The 21,768-nt window shown below is 40.7% G+C and carries 13 protein-coding genes, 17 tRNA genes, 3 rRNA genes and 1 riboswitch; of the genes, 32 read left to right on the forward strand and 1 reads right to left on the reverse strand.

Translation table 11 applies throughout. The annotated features are described in order from the left end of the window. Nucleotides 1–113 precede the first annotated feature (113 nt). The 27 genes from A2J09_RS19950 (at nt 114) to A2J09_RS20080 (ending at nt 14,650) form a co-directional block, all read left to right on the forward strand. Entirely contained in the window at nt 114–914 is an 801-nt protein-coding gene (locus A2J09_RS19950; protein WP_012292491.1) for an NUDIX domain-containing protein, read from the forward strand. Nucleotides 915–997: 83 nt separating this feature from the next. Beyond that, nucleotides 998–1,549 carry a cysteine hydrolase family protein gene (locus tag A2J09_RS19955; protein WP_012292492.1) on the forward strand — a complete coding sequence of 184 codons (552 nt, stop codon included), beginning with the start codon at nt 998–1,000 and terminating at the stop codon, nt 1,547–1,549. 9 nt (nt 1,550–1,558) lie between these two features. Further along, on the forward strand, nt 1,559–3,037 hold the full coding sequence (locus A2J09_RS19960; protein WP_012292493.1) for a nicotinate phosphoribosyltransferase: 1,479 nt from the start codon (nt 1,559–1,561) through the stop codon (nt 3,035–3,037). A gap of 26 nt (nt 3,038–3,063) precedes the next feature. Further along, nucleotides 3,064–3,678, forward strand: coding sequence for a nicotinate-nucleotide adenylyltransferase (gene nadD / locus A2J09_RS19965; RefSeq protein ID WP_031418133.1), 615 nt, complete (start codon nt 3,064–3,066; stop codon nt 3,676–3,678). 144 nt (nt 3,679–3,822) lie between these two features. Further along, nucleotides 3,823–5,676 carry an SLC13 family permease gene (locus A2J09_RS19970; protein ID WP_012292495.1) on the forward strand — a complete coding sequence of 618 codons (1,854 nt, stop codon included), beginning with the start codon at nt 3,823–3,825 and terminating at the stop codon, nt 5,674–5,676. Between the two features lie 587 nt (nt 5,677–6,263). After that, nucleotides 6,264–7,815 (forward strand): 16S ribosomal RNA (locus tag A2J09_RS19975). Nucleotides 7,816–8,121: 306 nt separating this feature from the next. Continuing rightward, nucleotides 8,122–11,049: ribosomal RNA gene (locus tag A2J09_RS19980) — 23S ribosomal RNA — on the forward strand. Nucleotides 11,050–11,114: 65 nt separating this feature from the next. After that, nucleotides 11,115–11,230, forward strand: a 5S ribosomal RNA gene (gene rrf / locus A2J09_RS19985). Together the 16S, 23S and 5S rRNA genes with 17 tRNA genes alongside form the textbook arrangement of a ribosomal RNA operon. An 11-nt stretch (nt 11,231–11,241) precedes the next feature. Further along, nucleotides 11,242–11,317 (forward strand) — tRNA-Val (locus A2J09_RS19990). Nucleotides 11,318–11,321: 4 nt separating this feature from the next. Then, a tRNA-Asp gene (locus tag A2J09_RS19995) sits at nt 11,322–11,397 on the forward strand. A gap of 10 nt (nt 11,398–11,407) precedes the next feature. Then, a tRNA-Thr gene (locus A2J09_RS20000) sits at nt 11,408–11,483 on the forward strand. A 7-nt stretch (nt 11,484–11,490) separates the two neighbouring features. Continuing rightward, nucleotides 11,491–11,574: transfer RNA gene (locus A2J09_RS20005), tRNA-Tyr, on the forward strand. 4 nt (nt 11,575–11,578) lie between these two features. Beyond that, nucleotides 11,579–11,652: transfer RNA gene (locus tag A2J09_RS20010), tRNA-Trp, on the forward strand. 43 nt (nt 11,653–11,695) lie between these two features. Further along, nucleotides 11,696–11,771: transfer RNA gene (locus A2J09_RS20015), tRNA-His, on the forward strand. A gap of 9 nt (nt 11,772–11,780) precedes the next feature. Beyond that, nucleotides 11,781–11,855: transfer RNA gene (locus tag A2J09_RS20020), tRNA-Gln, on the forward strand. Nucleotides 11,856–11,868: 13 nt separating this feature from the next. After that, nucleotides 11,869–11,941 (forward strand) — tRNA-Lys (locus tag A2J09_RS20025). A gap of 18 nt (nt 11,942–11,959) precedes the next feature. Continuing rightward, nucleotides 11,960–12,036 (forward strand) — tRNA-Arg (locus A2J09_RS20030). Nucleotides 12,037–12,051: 15 nt separating this feature from the next. After that, nucleotides 12,052–12,128: transfer RNA gene (locus A2J09_RS20035), tRNA-Pro, on the forward strand. Nucleotides 12,129–12,137: 9 nt separating this feature from the next. Continuing rightward, nucleotides 12,138–12,213, forward strand: a tRNA-Ala gene (locus tag A2J09_RS20040). A gap of 13 nt (nt 12,214–12,226) precedes the next feature. Next, a tRNA-Ser gene (locus tag A2J09_RS20045) sits at nt 12,227–12,319 on the forward strand. A gap of 4 nt (nt 12,320–12,323) precedes the next feature. Continuing rightward, nucleotides 12,324–12,399 (forward strand) — tRNA-Phe (locus tag A2J09_RS20050). Nucleotides 12,400–12,405: 6 nt separating this feature from the next. Beyond that, nucleotides 12,406–12,479, forward strand: a tRNA-Gly gene (locus A2J09_RS20055). Nucleotides 12,480–12,483: 4 nt separating this feature from the next. Next, nucleotides 12,484–12,557, forward strand: a tRNA-Ile gene (locus A2J09_RS20060). A 7-nt stretch (nt 12,558–12,564) separates the two neighbouring features. Next, nucleotides 12,565–12,641 (forward strand) — tRNA-Asn (locus tag A2J09_RS20065). A 1-nt stretch (nt 12,642) separates the two neighbouring features. Continuing rightward, nucleotides 12,643–12,714 (forward strand) — tRNA-Glu (locus A2J09_RS20070). Between the two features lie 302 nt (nt 12,715–13,016). Continuing rightward, the gene (locus A2J09_RS20075) at nt 13,017–14,063 is read left to right on the forward strand and encodes a nitric oxide synthase oxygenase (RefSeq protein WP_031417689.1); all 1,047 of its coding nucleotides are present in this window, start codon (nt 13,017–13,019) and stop codon (nt 14,061–14,063) included. 65 nt (nt 14,064–14,128) lie between these two features. Then, nucleotides 14,129–14,650 carry a hypothetical protein gene (locus tag A2J09_RS20080; RefSeq protein ID WP_012292497.1) on the forward strand — a complete coding sequence of 174 codons (522 nt, stop codon included), beginning with the start codon at nt 14,129–14,131 and terminating at the stop codon, nt 14,648–14,650. Nucleotides 14,651–14,708: 58 nt separating this feature from the next. On the opposite strand, the gene A2J09_RS20085 is transcribed toward A2J09_RS20080, so the two are convergent. Beyond that, complete coding sequence (locus A2J09_RS20085; protein WP_012292498.1) at nt 14,709–15,941, reverse strand: CynX/NimT family MFS transporter; 1,233 nt, start codon at nt 15,939–15,941, stop codon at nt 14,709–14,711. A gap of 151 nt (nt 15,942–16,092) precedes the next feature. After that, a riboswitch (Lysine riboswitch) is annotated at nt 16,093–16,269 on the forward strand. An 82-nt stretch (nt 16,270–16,351) separates the two neighbouring features. Between A2J09_RS20085 and A2J09_RS20090 the strand changes: the two genes are divergently transcribed. The 5 genes from A2J09_RS20090 to A2J09_RS20110 all read left to right on the forward strand — a co-directional run bounded on the left by A2J09_RS20090 (nt 16,352) and on the right by A2J09_RS20110 (nt 21,354). Beyond that, the gene (locus A2J09_RS20090) at nt 16,352–17,815 is read left to right on the forward strand and encodes an amino acid permease (RefSeq protein ID WP_012292499.1); all 1,464 of its coding nucleotides are present in this window, start codon (nt 16,352–16,354) and stop codon (nt 17,813–17,815) included. Nucleotides 17,816–17,977: 162 nt separating this feature from the next. Then, on the forward strand, nt 17,978–18,670 hold the full coding sequence (locus tag A2J09_RS20095) for a response regulator transcription factor (RefSeq protein WP_036162546.1): 693 nt from the start codon (nt 17,978–17,980) through the stop codon (nt 18,668–18,670). A 5-nt stretch (nt 18,671–18,675) separates the two neighbouring features. Then, on the forward strand, nt 18,676–19,611 hold the full coding sequence (locus A2J09_RS20100; protein WP_012292501.1) for a sensor histidine kinase: 936 nt from the start codon (nt 18,676–18,678) through the stop codon (nt 19,609–19,611). A gap of 137 nt (nt 19,612–19,748) precedes the next feature. Then, complete coding sequence (locus A2J09_RS20105; protein ID WP_031417680.1) at nt 19,749–20,672, forward strand: ABC transporter ATP-binding protein; 924 nt, start codon at nt 19,749–19,751, stop codon at nt 20,670–20,672. Beyond that, nucleotides 20,665–21,354, forward strand: a complete 690-nt coding sequence (locus A2J09_RS20110) for an ABC transporter permease (RefSeq protein ID WP_031417679.1) — start codon at nt 20,665–20,667, stop codon at nt 21,352–21,354. Before A2J09_RS20105 ends, A2J09_RS20110 begins: the two co-directional genes overlap by 8 nt. The last annotated feature ends 414 nt before the right edge of the window (nt 21,355–21,768 follow it).

The raw sequence follows: 21,768 nt of genomic DNA on the forward strand, positions 1-21,768 counted from the left end.
GGCGGACTGAATAAAAGCTTGCATTTTTTAAAGTGAAGGAGTATAATTCAGTTAAATAGTAATTCGTTAATTACAAATTACTCAAACCTTGTAGTGAATAAAGGGGTTATCAGATGTCAAAATTTCGTACGGAAGAAGAAATGCTAGCGCATTACGATTCTTCAAAATATAAAACGCCTGATGGATACACAGCAGATATCGCAATTTTTACGATTACTTCGGAGAAAACGGAAGAAAAGGCGCCGCCAAACATGACACTTAAAATTATGCTAATTAAGCGTGCTACTAAAGATGCTGATGGCAATGCCAATATTGAAGGTGGAAAATGGGCGCTTCCAGGTGGGTTTGTTGATGCTCATCAAAAAGAATCAGCGTATATTGCAGCAAAAAGAGAATTAAAAGAAGAGACGAATGTAGAAGGGTTACATGTTCAGCACTTTGGTGTTTACGATGATATTGATCGAGATCCTCGTGGTTGGATGATTTCAAATGCTTTTTATGCGATTGTTCCTGAGGTGTATATGGAGCAGCGACAAGCAAATGATGATGCTGATGATGTAGAGTTATTTGATATTGAAAATGTATTTACACTTCAGCTAGCCTTTGATCATCGTAACATCATTGCAGATGCCCTCGAATTTATTAAAAGAGATATGGTGCAAACAACAGTTGCTAAAAATTTTTTACCGCAAGAGTTTACCTTATCAGAGTTACAACGGGTACTACTGACAGTTGAAGAAGATCCACGAATCGCTAATGATTCTGTATTTTTTACAAAAGCACCTAAATTACCTTTTATCGAAAAAGTTGTGGATGCGGAAGGAAAGCCGAAGAAAACAAAGCGTAATTCGTTTAGGCCTTCGCAGCTGTATACCTTTAATGATTTTGAAGTGGTAGAATCGATTTACCATTAGGAAAGATACGTCTTTCCTGATTATTTTAAAAATAGTAATTTGTAATTTAGGTATTACTAATTAAAAAATGGAGTGATAAAACGATGAAAAAGAGAGCATTAATTAATATTGATTACACAGTTGATTTTGTTGCGACTGATGGAGCTCTAACCTGTGGAGAGCCAGGACAACAGCTTGAACAAGCGATTGTAAATTTAACAAATGAATTTATATCAAATAAAGAGTTTACGGTTTTCGCTATAGATGTTCATGAAAAAGAAGATCTTTATCATCCTGAAACAAAGTTATTTCCTCCACATAATCTTCGTTATACAAAAGGGCGGGATTTATATGGTGCTTTAAAACCATTGTATGAAGCTAATAAAGAGCTAGAATATGTTTATTTTCTAGATAAAACTCGCTACTCGGCATTCGCAGGGACAGATTTGGAGTTGAAATTACGTGAAAGGGGAATTACAGAGCTTCATTTAATTGGAGTTTGCACAGATATCTGTGTTCTTCATACAGCTATGGATGCTTATAATAAAGGATTTGATCTTGTCATTCATAAAAACGCTGTCGCATCCTTTAATCAAGCAGGACATGAGTGGGCTTTAAGTCATTTCGAGCAGACACTAGGTGCCTCTGTTATTTGATATTAAGAAATGGAGGGAAATGAAGTGAAATACGCAGATGATAGTTTCATGTTACACACCGATTTATATCAAATTAATATGGTTCAGACTTACTGGAAGGACGCTGTTCATCAACGAAAGGCTGTTTTTGAGCTATATTTTAGAAAACTTCCATTTGGTAATGGTTATGCGATATTCGCTGGCTTAAAAAAAGTAATGGAGTTTATTAACAAGTTTGGGTTTTCTCAAAGTGATATAGATTATTTGCGAGAAGAAGGGAAATATCCAGAGGAATTTCTCCACTATCTCCAGAAGCTAAAGTTTACAGGAACTATAAGGGGTATGAGAGAAGGGGAGCTGGTTTTTGCCAATGAACCTATTCTGCGAATCGAGGCACCGTTGGCTGAAGCACAATTAATTGAAACGCCTTTGCTGAATATTATTAATTACCAAACGCTAATCGCGACAAAAGCTTCGCGTATTAAAGAAGTGACGGGTGAAGATGTTGTGATGGAGTTTGGTACCCGTCGTGCTCACGAATTTGATGCGGCTATTTGGGGAACTCGTGCTGCTTATATCGGTGGCTTTTCTGCAACAAGTAATGTACGCGCAGGCAAGTTATTTGGTATTCCAGTTTCGGGAACGCACGCGCATGCAATGATTCAAACCTACAGAGATGAGTATATGGCGTTTAAAAAATATGCAGCTGCACATAAAGACTGTGTATTCTTAGTGGATACTTATGATACGTTACGTTCAGGTGTTCCAAATGCCATTAAAGTAGCGAAGGAATTGGGCGATCAAATTAATTTTATTGGTATCCGTTTAGACAGTGGTGATTTAGCCTATTTATCAAAAGTGGCAAGGAAAATGCTAGATGATGCAGGCTTTAAGAAAACAAAAATTATGGCATCCAATGATTTAGACGAATATACTATTATGCATTTAAAATCTCAAGGGGCGAAAATTGATGCTTGGGGAATCGGCACAAAGCTAATTACGGCCTATGATCAAGCGGCACTAGGTGGGGTTTACAAGTTAGTCTCTATTGAAAATGAAAATGGGGAAATGGTCGATACGATAAAAATCTCTGCGAATCCAGAAAAGGTGACGACTCCAGGGCGTAAACGAGTCTATCGTATTGTTAATAATGAGAATGGTCATGCTGAAGGTGACTATATTGCCCTTGATGAGGAGAATGTCCTGCAAACAGACCGGTTAAAGATGTTCCACCCTGTTCATACGTATATAAGCAAATTTGTGACGAATTTTACAGCGATTGAGTTGCACAAAAGCATTGTAGAAAATGGGAAAGTAGTATATGAGGAACCCACTATTCAAGAGACACAAGCATATGCAAAGGAAAATTTAAAATTGTTATGGTGTGAGTACAAACGAACGATGAACCCAGAAGAGTATCCAGTTGATTTAAGTAAGGCTTGCTGGGATCACAAGAGGGCCATCATTCACGATATAAAAGAAAAAATTTCGAAAAAAGATGGATACTAGATAGAAAATGACGGGAGGAAGATATGATGGCGAGAATAGGTGTTTATGGTTCATCCTTTGATCCTATTACCAATGTTCATCTTTGGACTGCTAGCACGGTTGCACACCGTTGTAAATTAGATAAGGTCATATTTTTACCCTGTTCAAATAAGCGTAAAGATAAAACCATAAAAACAGAAGATATACATCGGTGGAATATGCTACATTTAGCAATTGCTAAGGATGATCGTTTTGTGGCGGATTCCTATGAGATGGATCAAGAGGGCTGGAATATTTACACGTATGACACAATGAAATACTTTAGAGAAAAAAATCCAGAAGATGAAATCCACTTTATTATGGGTGCAGATTTGTTAGTAGACATTGGTGCAGGATTATGGAAAAAGGGTGACGCATTAGTTGCTGAAAATAAATTCATTGTTATGGCAAGGCATGGGATTGATATGTTGTCTACCATTAGCCGATCCCCGATTTTAAGAAATAATGATGATGGGAGATTTCATCTTATTGATAAGGGCTTAGCCATGGAAATTAGCTCTACCTATATTCGTGAAGAATTTGCAATGGGTGGAGAGCCGAGATATCTTTTGCCTAATGCTTGTTATGACTATATTAAAGAACATCATTTATATCAAAAATAAAAGTGTGGTTACATGCCACACTTATTTTAATTTTGAAAAGATGGTGACTTTTACTATTTTTAGCCTTCGTAAGCTATAATAGAAATAGCAAAGGTGACGACTTTTTTGTCAATAAATTTAATAATTAATGTTAGAAAGGAATTCATGAATGTGCAGCTTACGTTAACATTTCTTATTTTAGGTGCAACAATTTTTGCATTTGTGACCAATAAAATACGAGCAGATCTTGTAGCGATTGTGTCACTTTTAGCATTTATTATTGCAGATATTCTAACGCCCACAGAGGCATTAGCTGGATTTTCGAACTCTGTAGTTTTAATGATTGCAGGGCTTTTTGTCGTGGGTGCAGGAATTTTACGTACGGGTCTTGCGGGAATGGCGGGGCAGTTATTACTTAAATGGTCGGGCAATAGTGAGTTGAAATTATTTATATTACTGCTCATCATTGTAGGGTCTGTTGGTGCCTTTATGAGTAATACTGGTACAGTAGCATTAATGATGCCAATAGTAGTGAGTATGGCAATTAGTATGAAAATTAGCCCTTCTAAATTTTTATTGCCACTCTCATACGTAGCTAGTCTATCCGGTCTTATGACATTGATTGCCTCCCCAACTAATTTAATTGTCAGTCAGCTATTGGTGGATAGAGGCTATAACAAGCTTGGATTTTTTGAGATAACACCAATTGGTATAGTGGGTATGATTGCAGGAATTACCTATCTAGTGCTTGTGCGCAATATTTTATTACCAAAAGATCAACATCGTACACAAACAAATGAGGGCTATAAGCTTTCACCGAAGAAAATCATTAAGCAATATGATTTAAATAATCGACTATTTAAAATCTCTGTTCCTGAAGATTCTCCTATTATAGAAACGTCGTTAGCAGAGTTAAAGCTACCAGCTAAGTACACGCTCTGTATGATGAAAATTCACCGAAAGTCACAAGAAGGCATCAACTTACTACCTATGACGTATCAAGAAATGGCTGGTCCAACAAGTGTAATTCACGCAAAGGACGAGCTGTATGTTCAAGGAGAAGAAGAGGATATTCGTCACTTTGTTGAGGATTATCACCTCGAAATGCAAGGATTAGTGGAAGGGGAAGCTGATGAATTGATTTCCAAGCATCTCGGTATTGCAGAGGTACTGCTCACGCCAAATTCCAGCTTTATCAATGAAACGGTTAGCTCGTTAGGGTTTAGAGAAAAATACAACCTAAATATAATTGGTATTAATCGTAAAGGTGGTTATAAACTCCAAGACATGGTTTCGCATAAGTTGAAATTTGGAGATGCTATTTTAGTGCAGGGAGCTTGGGATGAAATTCTTTTATTAGCAAGAGAGACCCAAGATGTTGTGGTTGTCGGTCAGCCAAAAGAACACGCAAGTGTAGCAGCAGCTACAGGAAAAGCTGGTATTGCGGGTATTATTATGCTGTTTATGATTATATTAATGGCATTCGAAATTTTCCCTGCTGTTATTTCTGTTATGATTGGTGCCGTTTTAATGATATTAACGGGTTGCTTACGTAACATGGAAGATGCGTATAGCAATATGAATTTTGAAAGTATAGTGCTAGTGGCAGCCATGCTACCTATGGCGACAGCTTTAGAAAAGACAGGAGGCATGGCTATATTATCGGACGGGATTATTAAAGTTCTTGGTGACTATGGTCCCTATGGTGTGCTTATAGGTGTTTATATTTTAACAGCTGTCTTTGGACAATTTATTAGTAATACGGCGACGGCTGTATTGTTTGCACCGATTGCTATGAGTGCTGCAATAGCAATGGAGGTTAATCCTACAACATTTATGATTGCAGTAGCAGTAGCTGCAAGTATGGCGTTTGCAACACCAATTGCATCCCCAACTAATGCCCTAGTAATGACTGCCGGTGGCTATAAATTTATGGACTTTGTAAGAATAGGGATACCATTACAAATTGTTATGTTTATTGTCATGATGATAGCTATTCCATTCTTTTTCCCATTGTAAAACTTATTTTACAACGATGGACCAATTCAAAATTTTGAGTTTGTCCATCGTCATTTTTTACAATGAAATCAAGTACAGCCGTTGTTTCTATTAAGCGTTAAGCTTTGAATGTGGTCGCTGCTTCCTTTGGTTTGTTGCTACTGTCTTGCTTTCGCACTGAAAGCATCCGCTCATTATACAATGAAGGATTGGTTATATATTTTTCCTTCTTACAAAAAATCTATTAAATTTTTCTAGAAAGATATGATAAAATTATATTTTAATTAGTGGTATAACATAGACGTTAAGGGTGAAAATATTATTTGTAGTCAAAGTTTTATTTTGATTATTAATATAGGAAGTAATGCAATGTCGAGAAAAAACTTAAAGTTTTTTTTGAAAAAGTGTTGACCTTTTAAAAATATGGGTGTAGTATTATACAAGTCGCCACGGTGACACGCTAAAACAAAGCAAAACATGAACCTTGAAAACTGAACAAGCAAAACGTAATCAATAAAGTTTTAAGTAGCTAGATTTACTAGTGAACGAAACAAAATTTTGGACATCAAAATGATGCCAGCAAAACAATTTGAGCTAATCAAATTTCTTTTATGGAGAGTTTGATCCTGGCTCAGGACGAACGCTGGCGGCGTGCCTAATACATGCAAGTCGAGCGAACAGAGAAGGAGCTTGCTCCTTTGACGTTAGCGGCGGACGGGTGAGTAACACGTGGGCAACCTACCTTATAGTTTGGGATAACTCCGGGAAACCGGGGCTAATACCGAATAATCTGTTTCACCTCATGGTGAAATATTGAAAGACGGTTTCGGCTGTCGCTATAGGATGGGCCCGCGGCGCATTAGCTAGTTGGTGAGGTAACGGCTCACCAAGGCGACGATGCGTAGCCGACCTGAGAGGGTGATCGGCCACACTGGGACTGAGACACGGCCCAGACTCCTACGGGAGGCAGCAGTAGGGAATCTTCCACAATGGGCGAAAGCCTGATGGAGCAACGCCGCGTGAGTGAAGAAGGATTTCGGTTCGTAAAACTCTGTTGTAAGGGAAGAACAAGTACAGTAGTAACTGGCTGTACCTTGACGGTACCTTATTAGAAAGCCACGGCTAACTACGTGCCAGCAGCCGCGGTAATACGTAGGTGGCAAGCGTTGTCCGGAATTATTGGGCGTAAAGCGCGCGCAGGTGGTTTCTTAAGTCTGATGTGAAAGCCCACGGCTCAACCGTGGAGGGTCATTGGAAACTGGGAGACTTGAGTGCAGAAGAGGATAGTGGAATTCCAAGTGTAGCGGTGAAATGCGTAGAGATTTGGAGGAACACCAGTGGCGAAGGCGACTATCTGGTCTGTAACTGACACTGAGGCGCGAAAGCGTGGGGAGCAAACAGGATTAGATACCCTGGTAGTCCACGCCGTAAACGATGAGTGCTAAGTGTTAGGGGGTTTCCGCCCCTTAGTGCTGCAGCTAACGCATTAAGCACTCCGCCTGGGGAGTACGGTCGCAAGACTGAAACTCAAAGGAATTGACGGGGGCCCGCACAAGCGGTGGAGCATGTGGTTTAATTCGAAGCAACGCGAAGAACCTTACCAGGTCTTGACATCCCGTTGACCACTGTAGAGATATGGTTTCCCCTTCGGGGGCAACGGTGACAGGTGGTGCATGGTTGTCGTCAGCTCGTGTCGTGAGATGTTGGGTTAAGTCCCGCAACGAGCGCAACCCTTGATCTTAGTTGCCATCATTTAGTTGGGCACTCTAAGGTGACTGCCGGTGACAAACCGGAGGAAGGTGGGGATGACGTCAAATCATCATGCCCCTTATGACCTGGGCTACACACGTGCTACAATGGACGATACAAACGGTTGCCAACTCGCGAGAGGGAGCTAATCCGATAAAGTCGTTCTCAGTTCGGATTGTAGGCTGCAACTCGCCTACATGAAGCCGGAATCGCTAGTAATCGCGGATCAGCATGCCGCGGTGAATACGTTCCCGGGCCTTGTACACACCGCCCGTCACACCACGAGAGTTTGTAACACCCGAAGTCGGTGAGGTAACCTTTTGGAGCCAGCCGCCGAAGGTGGGATAGATGATTGGGGTGAAGTCGTAACAAGGTAGCCGTATCGGAAGGTGCGGCTGGATCACCTCCTTTCTAAGGATATTTTCGGAATACAAACCTTGGGTTTGTAAGATTACGTTTTGCGTTCAGTTTTGAAGGTTCATTCTTTCTGAATGAAATACTTCAAAACTTGTTCTTTGAAAACTGGATAAAACGACATTGAAATTGTAACAAACACATTTATTTTTTAAGTTTTTTATAGGCTTAATAACATGATAAGGTTTTCAGACACGAGCAGTTCTAGGAAGCAATCGAGTAAATGAAGGAGCGTACTTCAGTACGTGACTGATTGAACGAGTGAGGCTGACAACGAAATGTGAAGTGTATGGAAAGCTGATAGGTTAAGTTATTAAGGGCGCACGGCGAATGCCTTGGCACTAGGAGCCGAAGAAGGACGGCACTAACACCGATATGCTTCGGGGAGCTGTAAGTGAGCTTTGATCCGGAGATTTCCGAATGGGGGAACCCACTACGTTTAATCGCGTAGTATCTTGACGTGAATACATAGCGTCTTGAAGGCAGACCCAGGGAACTGAAACATCTAAGTACCTGGAGGAAGAGAAAGAAAAATCGATTCCCTGAGTAGCGGCGAGCGAAACGGGAAGAGCCCAAACCAAGAGGCTTGCCTCTTGGGGTTGTAGGACACTCAATACGGAGTTACAAAAGAGCGAGTTAGATGAAGCGACTTGGAAAGGTCCGCCAGAGCAGGTAAAAGCCCTGTAGTCGAAAGTTCGTTCTCTCCTGAGTGGATCCTGAGTACGGCGGAACACGTGAAATTCCGTCGGAATCCGGGAGGACCATCTCCCAAGGCTAAATACTACCTAGTGACCGATAGTGAACCAGTACCGTGAGGGAAAGGTGAAAAGCACCCCGGAAGGGGAGTGAAAGAGATCCTGAAACCGTGTGCCTACAAGTAGTTAGAGCCCGTTAATGGGTGATAGCGTGCCTTTTGTAGAATGAACCGGCGAGTTACGATTACGTGCGAGGTTAAGCTTTAGAAGGCGGAGCCGCAGCGAAAGCGAGTCTGAATAGGGCGAAATAGTACGTGGTCGTAGACCCGAAACCAGGTGATCTACCCATGTCCAGGGTGAAGGTAAGGTAACACTTACTGGAGGCCCGAACCCACGCACGTTGAAAAGTGCGGGGATGAGGTGTGGGTAGCGGAGAAATTCCAATCGAACTTGGAGATAGCTGGTTCTCTCCGAAATAGCTTTAGGGCTAGCCTCGTGATGAGAATACTGGAGGTAGAGCACTGTTTGGACTAGGGGGCCATCCCGGTTTACCGAATTCAGACAAACTCCGAATGCCAGATATTTATACACGGGAGTCAGACTGCGAGTGATAAGATCCGTAGTCAAAAGGGAAACAGCCCAGACCACCAGCTAAGGTCCCAAAGTAATCGTTAAGTGGAAAAGGATGTGGCGTTGCACAGACAACCAGGATGTTGGCTTAGAAGCAGCCATCATTTAAAGAGTGCGTAATAGCTCACTGGTCGAGTGACGCTGCGCCGAAAATGTATCGGGGCTAAACGATTCACCGAAGCTGTGGATTGACATCTACGATGTCAGTGGTAGGAGAGCGTTCTAAGTGCGTTGAAGTCAGACCGGAAGGACTGGTGGAGCGCTTAGAAGTGAGAATGCCGGTATGAGTAGCGAAAGACGGGTGAGAATCCCGTCCACCGTATGACTAAGGTTTCCTGAGGAAGGCTCGTCCGCTCAGGGTTAGTCGGGACCTAAGCCGAGGCCGATAGGCGTAGGCGATGGACAACAGGTTGATATTCCTGTACCACCTCCTCACCGTTTGAGAAATGGGGGGACGCAGTAGGATAGGGTAAGCGCGCTGTTGGTTATGCGCGTCCAAGCAGTAAGGCGTGTGTGTAGGCAAATCCGCACACTGTAACGTTGAGCTGTGATGGCGAGTCCGTATGGACGAAGTTCCTGATTTCACACTGCCAAGAAAAGCCTCTATCGAGGTGAGAGGTGCCCGTACCGCAAACCGACACAGGTAGTCGAGGAGAGAATCCTAAGGTGTGCGAGAGAACTCTCGTTAAGGAACTCGGCAAAATGACCCCGTAACTTCGGGAGAAGGGGTGCTCTTGAGCGTGCAAGCGCATGAGAGCCGCAGTGAATAGGCCCAGGCGACTGTTTAGCAAAAACACAGGTCTCTGCAAAACCGTAAGGTGACGTATAGGGGCTGACGCCTGCCCGGTGCTGGAAGGTTAAGAGGAGTGGTTAGCGCAAGCGAAGCTGCGAATTGAAGCCCCAGTAAACGGCGGCCGTAACTATAACGGTCCTAAGGTAGCGAAATTCCTTGTCGGGTAAGTTCCGACCCGCACGAAAGGCGTAACGATCTGGGCACTGTCTCAACGAGAGACTCGGTGAAATTATAGTACCTGTGAAGATGCAGGTTACCCGCGACAGGACGGAAAGACCCCGTGGAGCTTTACTGTAGCCTGATATTGAATTTTGGTACAACTTGTACAGGATAGGTAGGAGCCAGAGATCTCGGAGCGCCAGCTTCGAAGGAGGCGTCGGTGGGATACTACCCTGGTTGTATTGAAATTCTAACCCATGCCCCTTAGCGGGGCAGGAGACAGTGTCAGGCGGACAGTTTGACTGGGGCGGTCGCCTCCTAAAAGGTAACGGAGGCGCCCAAAGGTTCCCTCAGAATGGTTGGAAATCATTCGTAGAGTGTAAAGGCACAAGGGAGCTTGACTGCGAGACCTACAAGTCGAGCAGGGTCGAAAGACGGGCTTAGTGATCCGGTGGTTCCGCATGGAAGGGCCATCGCTCAACGGATAAAAGCTACCCCGGGGATAACAGGCTTATCTCCCCCAAGAGTCCACATCGACGGGGAGGTTTGGCACCTCGATGTCGGCTCATCGCATCCTGGGGCTGTAGTCGGTCCCAAGGGTTGGGCTGTTCGCCCATTAAAGCGGTACGCGAGCTGGGTTCAGAACGTCGTGAGACAGTTCGGTCCCTATCCGTCGTGGGCGTAGGAAATTTGAGAGGAGCTGTCCTTAGTACGAGAGGACCGGGATGGACACACCGCTGGTGTACCAGTTGTCTTGCCAAAGGCATCGCTGGGTAGCTATGTGTGGACGGGATAAGTGCTGAAAGCATCTAAGCATGAAGCCCCCCTCAAGATGAGATTTCCCATTACGCAAGTAAGTAAGATCCCTCAAAGACGATGAGGTAGATAGGTTCGAGGTGGAAGTGTGGTGACACATGGAGCTGACGAATACTAATCGATCGAGGACTTAACCAAAAAGTTTGAAGCATTCAATGAACCGTTTATCCAGTTTTGAAAGAACAAGCTTTCAATTGAATAAGTGAAGTGATGATGGCAAAGAGGTCACACCCGTTCCCATACCGAACACGGAAGTTAAGCTCTTTAGCGCCGATGGTAGTTGGGGGCTTCCCCCTGTGAGAGTAGGACGTCGCTTCGCTTATTTTTTATGGAGGATTAGCTCAGTTGGGAGAGCACCTGCCTTACAAGCAGGGGGTCGGCGGTTCGAGCCCGTCATCCTCCACCATTTTGGTCCCGTGGTGTAGCGGTTAACATGCCTGCCTGTCACGCAGGAGATCGCCGGTTCGATCCCGGTCGGGACCGCCATTTTTTTATTGCCGGTGTAGCTCAGTTGGTAGAGCAACTGACTTGTAATCAGTAGGTCGTGGGTTCGACTCCTATCGCCGGCACCATTCCCTTGGAGGGGTAGCGAAGTGGCTAAACGCGGCGGACTGTAAATCCGCTCCTTAGGGTTCGGCGGTTCGAATCCGTCCCCCTCCACCATTTTAGGGGCATAGTTCAACGGTAGAATAGAGGTCTCCAAAACCTTTGGTGTGGGTTCGATTCCTACTGCCCCTGCCAGGTATTGAGGTACTCGTTCATATATGGCTGTTATTATATAGTGGCGGTTGTGGCGAAGTGGTTAACGCATCGGATTGTGGTTCCGACATTCGTGGGTTCGATTCCCATCAGTCGCCCCATTTTAAAATTGGGGTATAGCCAAGCGGTAAGGCAACGGATTTTGATTCCGTCATGCCTAGGTTCGAATCCTAGTACCCCAGCCATTTTTTCTTTTACGAGCCATTAGCTCAGTTGGTAGAGCATCTGACTTTTAATCAGAGGGTCGAAGGTTCGAGTCCTTCATGGCTCATCAGTATTTATTATTTTTGCGCCCGTAGCTCAATTGGATAGAGCGTCTGACTACGGATCAGAAGGTTATGGGTTCGACTCCTGTCGGGCGCGCCAATTTATTCATGTTATCGGAATGTAGCTCAGCTTGGTAGAGCACTTGGTTTGGGACCAAGGGGTCGTAGGTTCGAATCCTGTCATTCCGACCATTTATAAATGGGGCCTTAGCTCAGCTGGGAGAGCGCCTGCCTTGCACGCAGGAGGTCAGCGGTTCGATCCCGCTAGGCTCCACCATTTTAATATTTTTGGAGGTATACCCAAGTCTGGCTGAAGGGATCGGTCTTGAAAACCGACAGGCGGGTAACACCGCGCGGGGGTTCGAATCCCTCTACCTCCTCCATTTCGGGTCAGTAGCTCAGTTGGTAGAGCATTAGATTGAAGCTCTAAGTGTCGGCGGTTCGATTCCGTCCTGACCCACCATTATTTGCGGGTGTAGTTTAATGGTAAAACCTCAGCCTTCCAAGCTGATGTCGTGAGTTCGATTCTCATCACCCGCTCCAAAATGGGCCTATAGCTCAGCTGGTTAGAGCGCACGCCTGATAAGCGTGAGGTCGATGGTTCGAGTCCATTTAGGCCCATCATTATTCCGAAGTAGCTCAGTTGGTAGTAGCACCTGACTGTTAATCAGGTTGTCGCAGGTTCGAGTCCTGCCTTCGGAGCCACGGCCCGTTGGTCAAGTGGTTAAGACACCGCCCTTTCACGGCGGTAACACGGGTTCGAATCCCGTACGGGTCATCAAGCATGTAGCACAGTTGTGTGTTACATGCTTTTTTTATATTCTTCATAACAGACATCAAAGCTACGTTTAGTTGCTTTTTAATGTTAGGTCTAAATCCTTTCCTTCTAATAATCCCTCTCTTTCTATAGGCTTGCTATAGGAAGCGTTACAATTCCATTTCAATCACTACGGGAACATTGTTTCATGTTAAATTTGAACAAACTATTTCATATATGAAATATGTATGTTTTTTCACTAGCTATTTTCATGGTGCTTATTGCCTTGTTCCTCTAATATGGGGATAAGTGGAGGAATCAATATGAATATACAGGAGATACAATGTTTTTTAAATCAATACCAGCAAGAACAAAATGAATCCGAACTTTGGTTAGAACATAGATTACAACAGATTAAAAGAGCAGGGGAATATAAGCCTACAACAGAAGAGCTAGTTTTTGGTGCACGGGCTGCCTGGCGTAATAGCAATAAATGTATTGGACGGTTGTTTTGGCAATCGTTGCATGTAGTAGATGCAAGAGAAGTTTTAGATGAACAGAGCATTTTTCAAAAGTTACTAGAGCATATAGAGTATGCCACAAATCAGGGGAAAATCCGTCCAACTATAACAGTGTTTGCAAATGATAGAGTACGGATTTGGAATCATCAGCTAATTCGTTACGCAGGCTATGAAACAGAAGAAGGCATCATTGGGGATGCACATTCTATCACTTTTACAAAAGTATGTGAATCGATGGGCTGGAAAGGCGAGCGTACACCCTTTGATGTGTTACCACTAGTCATACAGGTAGATGGACATGCTCCACAGCTATTTACAATTCCTACAGAGTATATTTTAGAGGTTCCAATACGTCATCCAGAATCGGAAGCTGTGGAGGAATTAGAGTTAAAATGGTATGCTGTTCCTATTATTTCGAGTATGCGTTTTCAAATGGCTGGCATTGATTTTCAAGCGGCTCCATTTAATGGCTGGTATATGGGAACTGAAATTGGTGCACGCAATTTAGCCGATCATGACCGCTATAATATGCTGCCAGCTATTGCGGACATATTTAATTTGGATACTACTAAACAAGCCTCTCTATGGCGTGATCGTGCATTAGTGGAGCTCAATATTGCTGTTCTTCATTCTTTTAAAGAGGACGGTGTGAGCATTGTAGATCATCATACTGCTGCTCAGCAGTTTAAATTATTTGAGGAAGCTGAGAAATCGGCAGGGCGAGAAATTACGGGTAACTGGACATGGTTAATCCCACCACTTTCCCCTGCGACCACTCATATATTCCATAAACCTTATATAAATACTTATCATACGCCCAATTATTTTTATCAAAAACCATGTTATTAACTTGAAAGGAGTTGTTTTAAAACCAACAGCTTCTAAGTACCGTTTTGGGGGAGGGGCAATTCAAGATGTTGAACCAAAATATTTCGAATATCCCTTGGCAACAATTGACGACACCTTATGGCAGAGGAACAGACATTCCTCGTTTAATTGAACAAGAACAATATCAAGAGCTGACAGAATTAATCGAACATCAAGGAACACTTTGGCAGGTGACGCCATGGATTTTACTTATTCTTTTAAAAAAGCTCTCAAGTAAAAATGTAGAGGAAGTCTCCTTAGCAGAAATAAAGCTTTATTTAGCTGTGGCTCATGCAATAACTGAGGATTATCAAGATTCAACACATAACGTTTCAACGATGCAGGAGCTATTGGATACGAAATATTTATGGATAGAAAATGAAGATGATGATGAGCTGGAGTGGGAGGGAGATCCGCCTAGAGGTTATGAGCCAGAAGCTTTTTTAGGCTATTATTATTTTAGTTTTTTACTCCTTCAAGAGGCGATCCCTGTTTTTACTACTATTAAGGCATATATCAAGAGCGCAACAGAGGAACTTTCGGAACTACTAGCCTTACTAAAACATTAGAAAAAAGGAATTGATATAGACAAAAAGCAGATGGTTCAGCTTCCCCATCTGCTTAAATCTAATGGACATATTCATCTTTAGATGCTCGCATGGAGCATAAGAAGAGTGTCATAGCTACAACAACAAAGAGCCAACCTGCAATATTCCAACCACCAAACAGATCATGGAGGTATCCGAAAAGAATTGGACCAATGGCAGCGAATAAATAGCCTAATGATTGTGCAAATCCTGATAGATCAGCGGCTTCAAATGCTGTACGCGTACGGAGTGTGAAGAACATCATTGCTAATGCGAATGAAGCCCCACCTGCTAAACCTAGAAGAATCATCCATAATATCCCCATAGTTGTCCACTCCATCACAACGCCGACAAATCCTACTAAATAGAACGATGTAAACATGAGGACAAGTGGTCTCTGTGAAGTCATTTTACCGGCAATAATAGGGACAACCAATGCCATGGGAACTTGTGAAAATTGCATAATAGAAAACATCCAACCAGCTTTATCAGGAGCCAATCCCTGCGCAATATAAATTTCAGGAATCCAAGCTGCTGTTGTATAAAATAATAAAGATTGTAACCCCATTGCACCTGTTACTGCCCATGTAACAGGTGATTTCCAAAGAGGTTTACCTGTTTTTTTGGAGGTAGTAGCTGGTTTTGGCTTATTTAATTTCAATTGAGGTATCCAGATTAAAATGGTTAATACGACTAATATAAGCGCCACAGCCAATGCCCCTTGCCAACCTAGTGAAGAATTAGCTATTGGATAACTAATACCAGCTCCAAGCCCCGCTGTTAAGTTCATCGACATAGTGAAAAATGCCATCAATAATCCTACATGATAAGGAAATTTTAATTTTAATAATCCTGGAATCAACACATTTCCAAATGATATTGCTACGCCAATGAGCACTGTACCAAATACAAGTAACCCTGTTGTACCGAGGGAGCGTAGTACAATACCTAAGGCCAATAAAATAGTGGATAAAAATAAGGTTAGCTCAAGACCAAGTTTTCGTGCTACAACTGGTGCGAACGGTGATATGATGGCAAAAGCAAGCAATGGTATAGTTGTAAGAAACCCGGCTAGAACATTGGAAATACCAAGGTCGTCGCGTATAAAGGATACAATTGGACCCACAACAGTTAGTGGCATGCGTAATGTAGATGCTATAAATATTACGCCAAAAACTAATAATAAAGTTGTTCCCTTCCAGCTAATTTTTCTACTTGGGAAGCTGGAGGAATGATCATTTAAATTCAAAATAATTCCCCCTGTTATAACCATTCTAATTGAACTACTATAACACTTTATCACACTATTAAAAATAGTGGAAAATTCACAAAATACAGAACTTTTATAGTTATATTGAAATGTCTTAGGTCTTATGTTAATATAGTAAACATCATAAATTTAATAATTATATGCCTCATGTTTGTATTGAGGTAGAGGTCGCGATATTTATAAGTAAGCTAATTGAAATGACAAGCATTGAAGAGATTAGCTGAAAGGAAATATTGCCGAAGTGTGAGGGGACTTGAAAACCTCATGCTGGGGCTGTCTCCGAAAGGAACAGAACTGTCACGTTTGTACAACGTGTTGAGCTATCATTTAGGAAAAACTGAGGATTAACTTAGCCATCACATTGTTCATGTGATGGCATTTTTTTGCCTCATAAATAGGAAGGAAGCTATATCGTGAGTGAAATAAAAATCAATCAGCTCGGCCATAAAGCACCGAAGCTGAAAAAAGAATTAAAAAGCCGTCATATCACAATGATTTCTTTAGGCGGTACAATTGGTACGGGGCTATTTTTGGCCAGTGGTGGTGCTATTGCACAAGCCGGTCCGGGAGGCGCATTGCTTGCCTATGCCTTAATCGGTATTATGGTATATTTTTTAATGACAAGTTTAGGTGAAATGGCTGCCTATATGCCGTCCTCAGGATCTTTTAGTACGTATGCGACAAAATTTGTAGATCCCGCTTTAGGTTTTGCACTGGGCTGGAACTACTGGTATAACTGGGCAATTACGATTGCGGCAGAGATTGCGGCAGTATCATTAATTATGAAATATTGGTTCCCAAATAGCTCATCAGCACTTTGGACAGTATTATTTATTGTGATTGTACTGACATTTAATTTATTGTCTGTAAAGAGCTATGGGGAAAGTGAATATTGGTTTGCGATGATTAAAGTGGCTACGGTCATTGTATTTATTATTATTAGCTTATTAATGATTTTTGGTATTTTGGGTGGACAAGCACCAGTAGGTTTTACAAATTTCTTTATTAGTGATGGGCCATTCCATGGAGGCTTCCTTGCAACATTTGGTATTTTCCTTGCGGCAGGATTTTCATTCCAAGGAACAGAGCTACTTGGGATTACTGCAGGTGAAACAGATGATCCAGGAAAAAATATACCGAAGGCAGTAAAATCTGTGTTTTGGCGAATTATTTTATTTTATATTTTAGCCATTGCTGCTATCGGGATGTTGATTCCATTTACAGATGAGCGCTTATTATCGGAAGATATCGCTGTATCCCCATTTACACTCGTTTTTGATCGCTTAGGTATTGCTTTTGCTGCTTCCTTAATGAATGCCATTATTTTAACGGCTATGCTATCAGCAGGTAATTCTGGATTGTATGCATCTTCACGTATGCTATGGCAATTAGCAGTGGATGGTCATGCTCCTAAATTCTTTGCAAAGTTAAGTCGTCGAGGCATTCCAATTTATGCACTAATCGCAACATTAGCTGTAGGCTGTGTAGCGTTTTTAGCGTCATTCTTTGGTGATGGGGTCGTTTATATTTGGCTTTTAAATGCCTCTGGGATGTCAGGTTTTATTGCTTGGCTAGGTATTGCATTTAGTCATTATCGTTTCCGTCGTGCCTTCGAAGCTCAGGGCTTAGATCCAAAGCTATTACCGTATAAAGCAAAGCTATACCCATTCGGTCCACTATTCGCCTTTACGATTTGTATGATTGTTGTAATTGGACAGAATTACACAGCGTTTATCGGTGATACAATCGATTGGTATGGTATCCTTGTTTCTTATATCGGTATTCCCCTGTTCCTATTGCTATGGCTGGGGTACAAAATTAAACATAAAACAAAAATGCTTCCTCTTAAAGATTGTGAATTAAAAGTAGAAAATTAAACGAAAAGCTGTTCTATAAACCGTTGTATGATGGTTGATGGGACAGCTTTTTTATATATAGACCTTTAAAATTATTACTAAACCAATATCATATATATGGTAATATACCTATAGATATGGAAGTGTGATTTTTGACTTTCTGGTAGGGAGAGGTGCATGGAAATGCAAAAACATATTTTACTAGTGGAAGATGATGAGGCTATTCGCGATATGGTAGCGAATTTTTTATTATTGGAAGGCTTCGATGTCACCACTGCAAATAATGGAGAAGAGGCATTACAATATTGTTTAAATCAAACTTTTGATTTAGTTATACTAGATATTATGATTCCTAAGCTTAATGGATTAGAGGTTTTAAAAGTAATTCGAGAACAGGCAGCACTTCCAATCATCATTATGTCTGCAAAGGATAGTGATGTAGATAAAGCGCTTGGGTTGGGATTAGGGGCAGATGATTATATTGCTAAGCCATTTTCTATGCTGGAATTCTCTGCTCGCGTAAAGGCCGTTATTAGACGAGCAACAAAATACGCTGGCCAAACAGATCACAAACAAGATGTAGTAGTCATAGGCCCTTTAAAGATAGATATTGTTAATTTTTCTATAAATAAAAATGGACTGGAAGTAAAGCTAACATCAAAGGAATTTGCCATCTTAAAGCTATTTGTAACAAACCGAAACCGAGTTTTTACGAAGGAGCAAATTTATCAGCTAATATGGAAAGATGCATATTATGGTGATGAAAATATTATTAATGTACATATTCGAAGGCTACGCGAAAAAATTGAAGATGATCCATCCAACCCCCAGTACATTAAAACACTGTGGGGAATTGGCTACAAATTTGAAGGATAGCAGATATGATCATCATTCTATTCATTATCATTTTGGTGCTTATAGGAATTGTTATTTTTCAATGGAAAACAAAAAAAGAACAAAATCAGACGGTCCAATATATGTATGAAAAACTTCAAATCATCGTTCAAGAACAAAGTAACGAAAAAATTTTGGTAACTACGAGCAATACACAAGTTCAACAGCTACTTATTTCAATAAATGCTTGGCTGGATTATCACCAAAAAGTTCAGGCGACCCATCGGAAAATGGAAGATTCCATGAAAAAAATGTTGGCCAACATTTCACATGATTTAAAAACGCCCTTAACGGTTGTGCTAGGCTATATTGAAATGCTTCAGCTCCAAGGCTCAGCTAGTGAGGAAGAACGCCAAAGACTATTAGCAGGCGTGCATGCTAAAACATTAGAAGTATTAAAAATCATTCATACATTTTTTGATCTTGCCAAATTAGAGGCTGGAGATACAGATTATCCAATCACTAAAATCAATGTTTGTGAAATTAGCCGAAAAAATATATTATCATTTTACGATATGGTGACGTCGATGGGATTAGATATCAATATTACAATTCCTGAAACGCCTATGTATGCCCTTGGCAATGAAGAAGCATTAAATAGGGTTCTCAACAATCTTTTATCCAATGCTCTTGCCTATGGAGCGGATGGCAATGTAATGGGCTTAACTATAAGAAATGATGACACGAGTATTTATATAGATGTATGGGATTGTGGTAAAGGAATTGATGAATACCATATTGATAATGTATTTGAGAGAATGTACACGCTAGAGGACTCTCGCAATAAATCCTTTCAGGGGAGTGGCCTCGGTTTAACGATTACAAAGCGATTAGTGGAAATGATGGATGGTTCCATCCAGTTATCAAGTATTCCCTATAAAAAGACCATTTTTACCATTGCTTTAAAACGAATGACGTATTGAAATCACATGCTTGTAGAGCTTTTATGGTGCTTTACAGGCTTTTATTATGCGCTTAAGAAATTTGTAAGAATCAAGTAATAAATTAGAGAGCTTCATTTTTTATAATGACAATAGCCACATTTGAGGGAGAGATTGACATGACATACATTGTGAAAACAAACCAGCTTACGAAAGTGTACGAAGGAAAAGAAGTGGTTTCTGCTGTCAATATGAACGTGAAGAAGGGGGAGATTTATGGTTTTTTAGGCCCTAATGGAGCGGGTAAAACGACAGTGATGAAGATGCTAACAAATTTGACGAAGCCAACAAGCGGAGATGTTGAAATATTTGGTGAGAGGTTGACCGATCAATCGTATGAGATATTAAAAAGAATGGGAACGATTATTGAATATCCTATTTTCTATGAAAAATTAACGGCTAGAGAAACTTTAGAACTGCATTGCGAATATATGGGGTATTACAATAAGCAGGAAATAGCTCATGTACTTAACCTTGTAAAATTAACAAATACAGAGGAAAAAAGGGTAAAAGATTTTTCACTAGGGATGAAACAAAGACTAGGTATTGCCCGTGCTATTATTACAAAGCCAGAGCTCCTAATTTTAGATGAGCCAATTAATGGACTAGACCCTATTGGGATTAAAGAGTTGAGAGAGCTTTTCAAAATGCTCTGTATGGAGTATGGCATTACAATTATTATCTCTAGTCATATATTAGGGGAAATTGAACAGTTGGCCGATACAATTGGTGTCATCAAGGAAGGTAGACTCATTACTGAAGTAACGATGGATACGATAAATCGTAATCAAGCCGACTATATTGAAGTGATTGTAAACGATGGCAAGAAGGCTGCCTTTATTTTAGAAAGTAAATTAAAAATGGCTAATTTCAAGCTGATGGATGACAATTCTATACGAATTTATGATTTGACAGTATCCCAAAAAGTTCTAACAAAAACATTGATTGAGCATGACATTGAGATAGAGGAGATTAGCAAGAAAACAAGCACATTAGAGGATTACTTCCTTAAGCTAATAAATGGAGGGATTGTTCATGCTTAATTTAATGCGTTTAGAAATGAAAAAATATCATTTAAGCTCCTATTTTAAAAGTGCTATGTTTGCTAACATTATTATTTTAGGTTTTATGTTTATGATTTTATTTATTTCTAAAATAGAAGAGGAAGTTGGTATTGAAAATTATGAAATGGCTTTAAGTGTCATTGATTCATTTGTCAGAGCGGTATTTATTATTTTTGCAGCTACTTTAATAGCTAAGCTGATCATTGGAGAATATAAGTTTAAAACAATCACATTGGCCTTCATGTATCCTGTAAGCCGAAAGAAATTAATCGCTGCTAAGCTTGCAATTGTCATGATTTTTACCTTTAGTGTAATCATCATTTCCAATGTCTTGATTACAACCATCTTTTGCATCGTAAGCGATAAATTTGATTTAATTCCTGATGTATTATCTAATACTTTAATCATGCAACATATACCATCTGTATTCATGAATGCAATTGCTGCCTCAGGGATAGCATTAATTCCGTTGTATTTCGGTATGAGAAAATACTCTATTCCAGCAACAATTATTTCAGCTATTCTAATTGTATCAGTGACTTCATCCAATACAGGTAACTTCACATTAAATGACATCATTATTATTCCAATCTCACTAGCAATCTTAGGTGTTAGTATTGCCTACCTAGCTATCCGTAATATTGAGAAGGTCGATGTTTAATGAAAGAGCCAGTATAAGTTTTGTTGATATAGAACGATGATGATAGCAATTTGATCGTTTGTAACACTCACATAGTTGGTCTTGTAAAATAGGTAACTAAACTTATTAAATATAAAAAGAAATTAACGTATAGCAATAAAAATAAGTAATTAGAATCCCATAATAGAAATTTAATTAAAATAGAAAAGGAAGTGGCCAATAAAATAGTTAATAACAGATTTCCTTTTTTGGCATAGTGGCATTGTATAACTATTAATACAATAATAAGTATAGGAATATAAAATTTCATGAAAAAAACCTCCTATTTATAATTAAAAAATTACTAAAATGTAAATGTGTGTCATAAAAATCTTATATTTATTTGTAGGTGATTACAATGAAATTAAGAATTCTACACTTGTTGCTGTATTATCA

The sequence above is a fragment of the Lysinibacillus sphaericus genome, assembly GCF_001629735.1.
GTDB classification, from domain to species: Bacteria; Bacillota; Bacilli; order Bacillales_A; family Planococcaceae; genus Lysinibacillus; species Lysinibacillus pinottii.